The sequence below is a fragment of the Actinomadura fibrosa genome (assembly GCF_900659615.1).
In the GTDB taxonomy this organism is placed as follows: Bacteria; Actinomycetota; Actinomycetes; order Streptosporangiales; family Streptosporangiaceae; genus Spirillospora; species Spirillospora fibrosa.
In genome coordinates, this window is record NZ_CAACUY010000122.1 from 1 (window position 1) to 11,173 (window position 11,173).

Sequence of the window (11,173 nt, forward strand, 5' to 3'; positions counted from 1 at the left end):
ATCGCGGGCGGGACCGGCGGCAGCGCCGCCACCCCGTCGCCCGGCTCGCCGCCGGACACCGCGGCGCCCGCCGTGAACCGCTCCGGCCCGAACAGGCCGGACGCCGCCGGGCGCGGGTCGCCGTCCTCGGCGGCCAGCACCTCCCGCAGCACGCCGGTGAGCTGCTCGGCCATCTCCGCCGCGTCCTGGAACCGCTGCTCCGGGTCCTTGTGGGTCGCCCTGCGCAGGAACCGGTCGAACGACTCGTACCGCTGGAGCAGCGGCACCTCCTCGCGCGGCGGCAGGCTGTCCGCGAACGCCCGCGTGTAGCCCTTGAACGGGAAGCTCAGCACGGCCAGCGTCCGGCCGACCGTGTACAGGTCCGAGGTGACGGACGGGCCGACGTCGGCGATCTCGGGCGCCTGGTAGCCGACGGTGCCGTAGATGGCGCCGTCCTGGTTGTCCAGCCGCCGGACGCCGCCGAGGTCGATCAGCCTGAGCTGCTCCTCGGACTGGATGACGTTGTCCGGCTTGAAGTCGCAGTAGACGAGGCCCCGGGCGTGCAGGTAGTCGAACGCGCGCAGCACCTCCAGCCCGTACGCGATGGCCTGGGCGAGCGGCAGCGACTCCTCGCCGAGCTCGCGGCGCCGCTGGAGGAGGATGTCCTTCAGCGACTGCCCGCCGACGTACTCCATGACGATGTAGTCGTCGCCGCGGTGCTGCACGAAGTTGTAGATCTTGACGATGTTGGGGTGCTCGACCTCGGACAGGAAGACGCGCTCGGCCTCCGCCGCGCGCCTGGCGTCGTCGTCGCCGCTGTCGAGCAGGCCCTTGAGCACCACCCAGCGGTCGTTGACGTTGCGGTCCTTCGCCAGGTAGATCCAGCCGAGGCCGCCGTGGGCCAGGCAGCCCAGCACGCTGTACTGCCCGCCGACCAGCTCGCCGTTGGCGAGCTTCGGGGTGAACGAGAACGCGGTCCCGCACTTGGGGCAGAAGCCCTCCGTGCGGCCCGGCCGGTCACCGCGGCTCCGCCCGACGGGCTCGCCGCAACTGCTGCAATAGCGCTTGCTCTCGGCGACCTCCGGGTTGCTGAGTACCGCCGTGGCCGGGTCGCGGTACGGGACGCGGGGCACCTCCACGAGCCCGGCGCCGAGCATCCCGCGCCGTCCGGACGACCGCGACGACCCGGTGCGGGTGCTGCCCGTCCGGGACGAGCCGCCCGTGGACGCGCTGCCCAGGCTGCCGCCCGTGGACGCGCTCGACGACGTGGGAGGCGACCCGCACACGTCGCAGTAGCCGTCCACGATCGTCCCGGAGCAGCCGGGCTGCCGGCACTTGTCGCTCGAAACGGACGGAGCGGCAGGCGAGGCCCCTCCGGAGGAGGCGCTGGGCGGCGATCCGCAGACGTTGCAGTAACCACCATCGATGGTTCCGCCGCACCCCGGCTGGGTGCAGGCGTTCGGCGCGGACGTCCCCTGCGGGACCGGGGCGGAACTCGGCGTGGCGGCCATGCCGCATACGACGCAGTAACCGCCGTCGATGGTTCCGCCGCACCCCGGCGCGGTGCACTGGCTCATCGTTCCGCTCCCTTCGCCCGCGTGGAGATCGCCTGCTGGTAACCCGCAAGCGTTACGGTCGCCTGCCGCAGATCGCAGGGGGACGACCACAACAGGCCGCGAGCCTGTTCGTAGACACGCGCCAGCTCCGCGTCCTCGGCGAGGCCGACCCGGGCGGCCTTCGCCCGGTACGCCTCCAGCCGTCCGCGCAGCTCCTCGCGCCGGTCGAGCAGGCCGCGGATCAGGCCCGCGGCCGTCCGCGCCTGCTCCAGCGCGGCGTGCACCGCCCGCTCCAGCTCCGCGACGCGCTCGGCGACATCGCTCCAGCCGCCCGCGGTCGCGCCCGGACGGAGCCCCCCGACGTCGGCGAGGCGGTCCGCGAGCTCCGCCGAGACGTCGGGCGGCTCGGGCGGCATCGGCGAGGCGATCTTCGCCAGCACCTCCTCGCGGGCGGCGCGCGCCTCCGCCTCCGCCGCGCGCACGAGGTCCAGGACGTCCGCGATGCCGCGGACCCGTCCGGCGAACCCCTCACGCAGCCGATCCGCCTCCTCCAGCTCGTGGCGCACCCGCGCGAGGGCGGTGAGCAGCGCGTCCAGCTTCGCCGTGTCCGCGCGCCCACCGCTCGCCAGCGCCATCGGATCCGTCCGCACCGTCTTGGCGACCGCGTCGAGCTCGGCGGACAGCCGGTCGAGGTCCGGCGCCGTCCCGCCAAGGGAATCCCGCAGGGACGCCGCGGCGCGGTGCTCGGCCTCCGCCTCGGAGAGGCGAGACAGCAGCACCGACCACACCCCGTCGAGACCGGCGACCGCCTTCGCGACCTCCTCGTAGAGGGGCGTCATCCGCTCCACCACGTCCTGGAGGGTCAGCCTCTCGCCGGACGGAGCGGACAGCAGCGTCCGCCGCTCCAACGGCACCTCCTCCGGAGGAAGCTCGACCGACTGACCCGCGAGTAGCCGCGTGAGTTCGGCGAGCTGCGCCTGACCCGGACGGGAGTGCCGCGCCCTCAACTCCTCGGCGGCGCCGAGCACGCGCCCGTAATGGTCGAACAGCCCCCACAGCTCGGCGATGCGCGACCGCACGCGCGCCTGTAGCTCCCGCGTCTGCCCGTCCAGCGTCGCGCCCTCCAGCAGCTGGTAGCCCTGGTGGCTCTCCAGTTCGAGCAGAGCGGAGCCGATGCGCTCCTTCTCGTCCCGCAGGTGCGCCAGCGCGCGGTCGGCCTCGTCCCGGCCCATCGGCGGGCGGCTCGTGCGCATGTCGTTCAAGGCGAATCCAAGTTCGACCTCATGTTCGCCCCCGAATCCCCCGGTTGTGCATGTTAGAGCCTCAGTTTTCCCCATGCGCGCCCGCCATCTCAAGGGAGATGGTCATGACGCGGCGTCACGGCTCCCGGGGCTGCGTCACGCGGCGCTTCGGACGCGTCCGGGCCCTGAAAAATGTCGGTGTTCGAACGTATGATCGAACCATGGCGAACGTCGCGACGCACCGCAGGACCGCACCGAACGACCCCGCACGCCCCGAGACCATGCTGCCCGCCGCCGAGATCGCCGCCCTCGCGCTGTCCCTCGCGCACCTCGGGGCCGGCCCGCAGGCGGCCACCGCGCGCCGCGCCCTGCGCGGCCTCCTCGACTCCGACACCCCCCGCACCGCAACGTCCCGCGCCTCCCGCGCACACGCACCGCACGCGTCCGGTGCGCGCGTCGAGGTGATCGCGGCCACCCTGGCCACGCTCACCGCGCCCATGGACGCCTCCACCGCCGACCGCGCCCGCGTGGTCGCCGCGGCCATCACCGAGCACCGCGTCGTCCGGCTCTGCTACGGCGACGCGGGCGCCAACGTCACGATCCGCGAGGTCGAGCCCGTCACCTGCCTCGTCCACCGCGACCACTGGTACCTCGTCGGCTGGTGCCGCATGCGGCGAGGCGTCCGCGCCTTCCGCTTCGACCGCATCCTCGCGGTCGAGTCCACCGGCCTCCCGGCGCGCCCCCGCCGCGCCGACCGCTACCTCCCCTTCCAGCCCCGCACCACCTCGACCGCCGCCTGACACCCCACCCCCGACGACCGTCCCACCACCCCCGGCCAGGTGCTCGCCCGCCCCCGAGCACCTGGCCAACCCCCACAAACGCACCCCCCTCAGCACACGCGGCCGTAACGCCCTCCGCACGCGAGCGCAGACGGCCCTGCGCGCGTGGGTGTAGGCGGCCCTCGGTCCGTGGGCGGGGCATGGCGTGTGGTGGGAGGCGACCTTGGGCTTGGTGGCTGCGGGTGTCGTGGGCTTACTTGGTGGGTTCGTAGAAGGAGTTCACGGCGGGTTGGCCGGTGTAGTTGGGGCCGGCCTGGTCGTCGGCGCCTATGTACCGGTACGGGAGTCGCACGTTGCGGCGGCCTCGTAGCGTGATGCGCCGTTGGCGGGGGTCGTAGGTGAAGCCTTCGTGACGGAGGGCCGCGGTGAGGCGGCGGCCCGCTGGGGAACCGTCGTCCAGGCGTACGCTTCGGGCGTCGAAGCTGGCGACGAGCAGCCCGTCCTCGGTAAGCCAGGACGCGGCGCGTGCCAGGACGCCGAGCTTGTCGCCGACGTAGTGCAGCCCGTGGACGCAGGTGACGAGGTCGGACGGCCCGTCCGGCTCCCAGGCGGTGACCGAGGCCGTGACCAGCCGCAGCCGGGGCGGCGGTGGCGCCGGGACGAAGTGGTCCACCAGGTCGACGCCGACGATCTCGGCGTCCGGCGGCAGCAGCGCGGCGGCCTCCACGAGGGCGCGGCCCGAACCGCAGCACAGGTCGAGCCAGCGGACGGGGCCGGGGCGCCGCAGCTCGGCGAGCACGTCGATGCCGAGTTCGCGGTTGTAGCCGGTGAGGGGCCGCTCGCGGTTCATCGCGCAGTTGGCCACGACGGAGGAGCGTTCGAGGGCGGTGTCGTCCAGGCGGGGCACGCACGGATTCTGGCAGGAACCGGGCGCGCGTAGCATTGCCGCGGTGAGCGCGCGGGACGTCCTGGAGCATCTGCGGCGGCTGGGCATGTCCGGTTACGAGGCGAAGGCGTACGTGGCGCTGGTCGCCGCGGGCAGGCCCGTCAACGGCTACGAGGTGGCGAAGCGCTCCGGTGTGCCGCGCAGCACGGTTTACGAGACGCTCGGGAAGCTGCGGGCGCGCGGCGCCGCGTACGAGGTGCGCGGCTCGTCCGACGCCACGGAGTATCTGCCGCTGCCGCCCGAGGCTCTGCTGGATCGGATGCGCCGCGAGTTCGACGGGTCGGTGGAGGCGTTGCGCGATGCGCTGCCCGCCGTCGTCGCCGCGCCCGAGGCCCATCTCATCCACAATCTGACGGACGCCGAGGCGATGCTCGACCGTGCGGGCGACGTGGTCGCTGGTGCCCACAGTGACCTGTTCATCTCGATCTGGCCTGAGGAGATGCGGCGGCTGCGCGGCGCGGTCCTGGAGGCTGTCGGACGGAACGTGGAGGTCTCCGTGGCCTGGTTCGGGGACGGTCCCGACGCCCCCGGCAACGTCTACCCGCACCGCTACTCCGCGCCCGAGACCGTGCTGGAGGATCTCGGATACCGGCTCATCGTGGTCGTCGGTGATCGGCGTGAGGCCGTCGTGGGCGGGTTCGGCGGCGGTACGGCTTGGGGGATCTACACCGCGGACCCGGCGGTCGCGCTGATGGCCGCGGAGTACGTCCGTCAGGACATCGTCCTGCAAGTCCTCGCCGATCGCGTCGGCGCGGACGAGTTGGATCGCCTCTTCGCCACGGATTCCGCTCTCCTCCGCCTTCTCGGCCGAGCGAAGGGCTCCGAGCACGCATGAGACCGCTGAGGGATCAGGCCTTCAGGGTGTGGTCGATCGCGGCGGTGACGACGGAGGTGACGTCCCGGGTGCGGGCGTAGACGGACCGCTGGAGCCGGGCGCCGTTGCCGCGTTCGAGCAGGACGTGGAGCTGGTGCGTGGCCGTCTCCAGGTCGCCCGCCCGTTCCAGCGCCGGGCCGAGGTGTTCCAGCAGCGCGCCGACGACCGCGCACGCGGGAGCGGGGCGGTGGGTCAGCGGGTGGACGAGCTCGCCGCGCAGCCCGGAGCGGCTGGCACGCCACATCGCGAGGCGCAGCACGTCGGTACGGACGGGATCGGGCGGCTCGCCCGCCCGCCAGGACTCGGCGGCGGTCGCGACCAGGGCGCGGATCAGCGCGGCCATCAGCACGGTGTCGGCGGCGTCCAGGCAGACGTCCGCCACGCGGATCTCCACGGTCGGGTAGTGCCGCGACAGGCGGGCGTCGAAGTAGATCATGCCCTCGTCCAGGAGGGCGCCCGAGTCGAGCATCGCGGCGACCGTCTCCCGGTAGACCTTGGCCGAGCCGAACAGCTCGGTGGGGCCGGTGGACGGCCAGCGCCCCCACACCTGCTGCCGCCAGCTGTCGTACCCGGTGTCGGTGCCCTGCCAGAACGGCGAGTTCGCGCTCAGCGCAAGCAGCGGCGGCAGCCAGGGCCGGATCCGGTCGAGGACGGCGACGCCCTCGTCCGGCGACCCGACGCCGACGTGCACGTGGCAGCCGCAGGTGAGCTGCTCGTCGGCGGTGAGGGCGTAGGCGTTCGCCATCCGGCGGAAGCGCCTGGACGGGGTCAGCGACGGCCGCACCGCGACGGGGGACGTCGCGAGGGCGGCGACGGCGGCGCCGACTCCGGCGGCGGCGCGGGCGGCGGCGAGCCGCGCCGACCGGACGCGCGCGGCCAGCTCGTCCAGCGTGGCGCAGACGGGGGTGGCGACCTCGACCTGCTCGCGCTGGAGCTCGGCGTCGAGGGGCTCGGCGCGGCGCCCGTCGGCGAAGACCACCTCCTCGTGCCGCTGGGCGTACCGGATGACGGAGCCGGAGCACGCCTGTGGCACGCCGGTGACGGGGTCGATGAGGAGCAGCTCCTCCTCGACTCCGAAGGTGCGCGCGCCGTCCGAACCGCGATCGGTCACCCTCTTGTTCTGCCCTCAGGGCAGGGATGTACCGCTCCGGTGCTCTCGTCCGGAAGGGGAGCGCGTGCCTACAATGCGGGCACTTGACCTAGCGCTTGCTCGGAAGGTGGGGGAATGTCCTATCTCGTCGGCCAGTGGGCCACCGGCAACGTCGGCAGGCAGGCGTTGCGGGCGATCATCGGGCATCCCGACCTCGAACTCGCCGGGGTCGTGGTCAGCGACCCCGCGAAGGTCGGCCGGGACGCCGCGGAACTGGCCGGGACCGGCCGCCCCACCGGCGTCCTCGCCACGGACGACCCGGACGAGCTGCTGGCCCTGCGGCCCGACGTCGTCAGCTACACGGCGGTCGGCACCGCGGGGCGCCGCGAGGTCGCCACCGGGGAGCGGCCGGGCGGTGCCGTCGATGACCTGTGCCGCATCCTGGAGTCCGGTGCGAGCGCGGTGTCGAGCGCGCTCATCCCGATGGTGCATCCGCGGTCCGCCGACCAGGCCGCGGCCCGGCGGCTGCGGGCGGCGTGCGCGACCGGCGGTTCCGCCTGCCTGACCACCGGCCTCGACCCCGGCTTCATGAACGACGTCCTGCCGCTGCTGCTCAGCGGCGTCTGCCTGCGCATCGACCGGATCAAGGTCAGCGAGGTCATGTGCTACGGCCGGTGGGACAAGCCCGAGGCCATCGTCGGCAAGTTCGGGTTCGGCGAGCCCCTCGACCACGTGCCGCCGATCCTGCGGCCCGGGGTGCTGGCGCTGATGTGGGGCTCGGTCGTGCACCTCCTGGCCGAGGAGCTCGACGTCGCGCTGGACGGCCTCACCGAGGGCTACGAGCTGTGTCCGGCGCCCGAGGCGTTCGACATCCCCGCCGGGCGGATCGCCAAGGGCACCTCCGCCGGGCTGCGCTTCCAGGTCGCGGGCCTCGTCCGGGGCCGTCCCGCGATCGTCGTCGAGCACGTCACGCGGCTGCGCGAGGACATCGCCCCGCACTGGCCCGCGCCGCCGTTCGGGGAGGCGGGCGGCTACCGCGTCGAGATCGCCGGCGAGCCGCCGTGGCGGATGGACGTCGCCAACCCCGGCGCCGCCGACCCCACCGTCCCCGGCACGCTCGCCACCGCGCTGCGCCTGGTCAACGCGATCCCGGCGGTCGCCGAGGCCCCGCCCGGCCTGCACACGCCGCTCACCCTCCCGCCCCTGACGGGCCGCCACCTGCTCCGCTGAGCCGGGCACGCGCACGCGGCCCCCCTCCGCGCTCAGGACGCGAGCCAGCGGCCGATCAGGGTGCCCGTCTCCTCGGGCCGGTCGACGTACAGCATGTGGCCCGCGTCGACCTCGGTGATCGTCAGGGCGGGGCCGAGGGCGGTGCGGCAGTCGACCACGAACTCGGGACGGACCAGGTCGGCGCGGGCGGCGATGACGAGGTGCGTCGGCAGGTCCGCGGGCGGGACCAGGTGCGGGCGGGCCATCTCCGAGCACGCCGTGACGATCGCGGCGGGCTCGTACCGCCAGTAGAGCCGCCCGTCCGGCCCCTCCTCCAGGTGCCCGGCGAGCTCCTCGTCGAGCGCCTCGTCCGGTGCCTCGGGCCAGCGGGACGCCAGCGTCTCCCACGCCTCGTCGGCGTCGGCGAAGGACGTCACGGACATCGCCGCGCGCGCTCGGGCGCCGGCCCTGGCGGGGTCCAGGCCGAGCGCCGGGTCCAGCAGGACGAGCCGCCGCACCCGCCGCCGCGCCGTCCGCGCGAGATGCAGGGCGATCATGCCGCCGTAGGAGTGGCCGACGAGGTCCGCCTGCCCGATGCCCTCGGCGTCCATGACGGACAGGACGTCCGCGACGTGCCGCTCGACGGTCCACGGCGGCTCGTGCGTGGAGCCGCCGTGGCCGCGCAGGTCGGGCGCCAGCGTCCGGTGGCCCGCCAGGTAGCGCTCGGCGATCCACTGCCAGCGCGCCCCGTGGCCTCCGACGCCGTGCAGGGCGATCATGGGCGGTCCGTCCGGGTCGCCGTAGCGGTGCACGTGGAGCGCGGCGGCGGACCTGATCGATGCCCGGGGGAGGGGGACGCCCGCGCCGCCGGCGAGCCGTACATCGATCATCCCGGTGTCCTCCGTCCTCCGGATCCGGCGCTGTCGGGCAGCGTGGCAGGGCCTGCTCGGTCGGTGCGTCCTCTGAGGGGACCTCCGGCCCCAGGGCTTCCGCCCGGAAGGCGCGTCAGAGGCGGTGGACCTCCGTGAGGTCGATGTCGACGTCGAACGGAACGGAGACCTTCAACCGGTTGCAGTGCACGCCGGTCGACTTATAGGCCTCGGTGGTCGGGTCGAGCTCGAAGACGCAGACCACCGGGCCGCCGTCGCCGTTCTCAACGCGCCAGAAGTGCGGGATGCCCGCCTGCGCGTAGAGCTCCGGCTTCCGCTCCCGATCGCGCAGCTCCGACTCCTTCGAGACGACCTCGACGGCCAGCACCACGTGCTCGGGGTCGAGGCTGGTCTGGGCGAGACCCCTGGTCCCTTCGGCGCGCACGATCAACACGTCCGGCTCGGGCCGCTGCCGCTCGGCCAGCGTGACCGTCATCTGGCGACGCACGCGCATGTCCTCGGGAACGAATCGGAGAAGCGCCCGTTCGAGGATGTCGAGCATCAGGGAATGGAAGCTGGTCTGGGGACCGACGAGGACGATGCTGCCATCGATCAGTTCCGCGTGAGCGGGCAGTTGCGGAAGCCGGTCGAGGTCTTCTGAGGTGAAGCCGTCCCTCGGGGGGATGAGCCACGCGGGGATCGGGGCGTCGTCGTGGTCGATCTGCTCGCCGTGAGGGCGCCGTTCGGGTCGCGACATGTCGTGCACCGCTGGTGCGGTCATCTGTTCTCCCCCGTCGGACTGTCGAGACCAGCTCTGCCCAGATGACGCGAGAGTACCAACCCGATGCACTGCGCGTCGGGTGAGTTACCGAACGTGATGCTCGTTCAGGGGCGTTCCCATCGGACGGAGCTGAGGGCTAGCAGCGCCACATGGAGGGAGACGCAGGACTCGACGTCGTCGAGGTCGGCGTCCAGGACGCGTTCGATGCGGCGGAGGCGCTCGTAGAAGGCCGGGCGGGACAGGTGCGCCTGCTGCGCGGCGACGGCCTTGTTGCGGCCGGTTTCGAGGTAGAGCTCCAGGATGCGGGTGAGGTCGCTGCCGCGCTGCGCGTCGTACTCCAGCAGGGGGCCGAGCTCGCGCTCGACGAACGTCTGGACGCGGGCGTCGTCGCGCAGCAGGTGCAGGAGGCCGCGCAGCCGCAGGTCGGGGAGGCGGTAGAACAGGCGGCCCCCGGAACCGCGGGACGCGACGTCGGCGACCTGCTCGGCCTCCAGGAACGAGCGGCGGACGTCGCGGATCGACTCGACGACGGATCCGGCGGCCATGACGGTGCCGGGGCCGGACTGGCGGCGCAGCCGGGTGGCGACCTCGGTCAGCGCCGTCTCGGCGTCGGCGCGGGCGGGCAGCGAGGCCAGCACGCCGACGCGGGCGTTGGGGCCGCCCTCGTCCAGGACGCCGACGAGGGCGGCGAGCCGGGCGTCCTTGCAGGCGGCGGCGGCCGTCTCGGCGAGCTGGGCCAGTTCCCCGGAGGCCGGCGCGGACGGCGCGGGGCCGCGCTGGCGCAGCACCGCGCCGAGCAGCCGGCGGCCGGACAGCGGGACGCCGAGCGCGCGGGCGCGGGCGGCGGCCTCCTGCGGGTCGGAGTAGGCGTGCGCGAGGATGCGGGCGATGATCGTCCCGTGTGCCTGGCGCTCGACGCTCTCGGCGTGCCGGTCGAGGAGGCGGCCGAGGGCGAGGGTGGTGGCGGCCCGCTCGACCAGGACGGTCTCGCGCGGCGACGGCGGGGAGCCGAGGACGATGATCAGCCGGCCCCAGTCCTCGCCGCGGGCGCCGACGGTGGTCACGAGCCAGCCGGACGCCGGGTCGAACCCGGTGCGCTGCTCGGGGCGGACGGCGCGCGAGCGGGTCTCCCAGGCCGACAGGAGCTCGGCGGGGTCGCCGCCGTCGGCGTCGGCGGCGAGGACCTGGTGGGAGAGGTTCTCCAGGACGACCGGGTGGCCGCCGAGCGCGGCGACCTGGCGGACGACCTCGTCGGTGGAGGCGCCCTCCACGGAGAGCTGGGTGAAGATCTCGTGGAGCTGCTCGGACGCGCGGAGCTCGGCGAACTGCTCCTGGACGATGCGGGCGTGGACGGACTCGGTGATGTCCACGAACGCGGGCTCGTGCGCGAGGACGATCACGGGGAGGCGGTGGTCCTCGGCGGCGGCGACGAGGGCGGGCGGCAGGACGCTGGCGTACCGGCGGCCGAGCTCGATCATGAGCCCGCTGACGCCGACCTCGGCGAGCTCGCCGATGTAGGCGCGCAGCCGCTCGGGCTCGTCCGGGAGGGCGATGCCGGTGGTGAGGACCAGCTCGCCGCCGTGGAGCAGGTGCGCGATGTCGGTGACCTCGGCGACGTGGACCCAGCGGACCCGGTTGCCGGTGCGGTCGGCGCCCGCGACGACGCGCGGCTGGCCGCGGCGGACCGCGTCGAGCTGGAGCACGTCGTCGAGAGTCGGCAGCATCGACCGCGATGATATCCGGACGGGCCCCGCCACCAGGGCACCCGTGCCGCGACCTGGTCCCGGTGGGCGGGCCGCCGGTTCCGGGGGCGGGAGGCCCTAGGGGGCAGACCGTCAAACCTTAGGGG

At 74.0% G+C, this 11,173-nt stretch carries 10 protein-coding genes; 3 read left to right on the forward strand and 7 right to left on the reverse strand.

Annotated elements, in window-relative coordinates; translation table 11 throughout:
- Together E1300_RS30625 and E1300_RS30630 are read right to left on the reverse strand one after the other, a co-directional pair.
- Positions 1 to 1,556 (reverse strand): serine/threonine protein kinase (locus E1300_RS30625; RefSeq protein WP_242619484.1); only part of this gene is annotated, 1,556 nt, incomplete at its 3' end.
- A complete protein-coding gene (locus E1300_RS30630; protein WP_131760581.1) occupies positions 1,553 to 2,788 on the reverse strand; it encodes a hypothetical protein in 1,236 nt (411 codons plus the stop codon). The genes E1300_RS30630 and E1300_RS30625, both read right to left, overlap by 4 nt.
- Positions 2,789 to 2,997: 209 nt before the next feature.
- Between E1300_RS30630 and E1300_RS30635 the strand changes: the two genes are divergently transcribed.
- Positions 2,998 to 3,576: a helix-turn-helix transcriptional regulator gene (locus E1300_RS30635; protein WP_131760582.1), complete on the forward strand. Its 579-nt coding sequence runs from the start codon at positions 2,998 to 3,000 to the stop codon at positions 3,574 to 3,576.
- Between the two features lie 232 nt (positions 3,577 to 3,808).
- Here E1300_RS30635 and E1300_RS30640 read toward each other — a convergent pair whose 3' ends face one another.
- The gene (locus tag E1300_RS30640) at positions 3,809 to 4,462 is read right to left on the reverse strand and encodes a class I SAM-dependent methyltransferase (protein WP_242619485.1); all 654 of its coding nucleotides are present in this window, start codon (positions 4,460 to 4,462) and stop codon (positions 3,809 to 3,811) included.
- A 43-nt stretch (positions 4,463 to 4,505) separates the two neighbouring features.
- Between E1300_RS30640 and E1300_RS30645 the strand changes: the two genes are divergently transcribed.
- Complete coding sequence (locus E1300_RS30645) at positions 4,506 to 5,336, forward strand: TrmB family transcriptional regulator (protein ID WP_242619486.1); 831 nt, start codon at positions 4,506 to 4,508, stop codon at positions 5,334 to 5,336.
- Positions 5,337 to 5,349: 13 nt separating this feature from the next.
- Here E1300_RS30645 and E1300_RS30650 read toward each other — a convergent pair whose 3' ends face one another.
- Entirely contained in the window at positions 5,350 to 6,486 is a 1,137-nt protein-coding gene (locus E1300_RS30650; RefSeq protein ID WP_131760584.1) for a carboxylate-amine ligase, read from the reverse strand.
- Positions 6,487 to 6,600: 114 nt separating this feature from the next.
- Here E1300_RS30650 and E1300_RS30655 point away from each other — a divergent pair, with 114 nt between their 5' ends.
- Positions 6,601 to 7,695, forward strand: a complete 1,095-nt coding sequence (locus tag E1300_RS30655; RefSeq protein ID WP_131760585.1) for an NAD(P)H-dependent amine dehydrogenase family protein — start codon at positions 6,601 to 6,603, stop codon at positions 7,693 to 7,695.
- A gap of 32 nt (positions 7,696 to 7,727) precedes the next feature.
- Here the strand turns inward: E1300_RS30655 and E1300_RS30660 are convergent, their stop codons facing one another.
- The 3 genes from E1300_RS30660 to E1300_RS30670 all read right to left on the reverse strand — a co-directional run bounded on the left by E1300_RS30660 (position 7,728) and on the right by E1300_RS30670 (position 11,048).
- Positions 7,728 to 8,564, reverse strand: a complete 837-nt coding sequence (locus E1300_RS30660) for an alpha/beta fold hydrolase (protein WP_131760586.1) — start codon at positions 8,562 to 8,564, stop codon at positions 7,728 to 7,730.
- A 115-nt stretch (positions 8,565 to 8,679) separates the two neighbouring features.
- The gene (locus E1300_RS30665; protein WP_131760598.1) at positions 8,680 to 9,300 is read right to left on the reverse strand and encodes a Uma2 family endonuclease; all 621 of its coding nucleotides are present in this window, start codon (positions 9,298 to 9,300) and stop codon (positions 8,680 to 8,682) included.
- A 128-nt stretch (positions 9,301 to 9,428) separates the two neighbouring features.
- Positions 9,429 to 11,048 (reverse strand): PucR family transcriptional regulator, encoded by a 1,620-nt coding sequence (locus tag E1300_RS30670; protein ID WP_131760587.1) that lies wholly within the window; start codon positions 11,046 to 11,048, stop codon positions 9,429 to 9,431.
- Between the last annotated feature and the right edge of the window lie 125 nt (positions 11,049 to 11,173).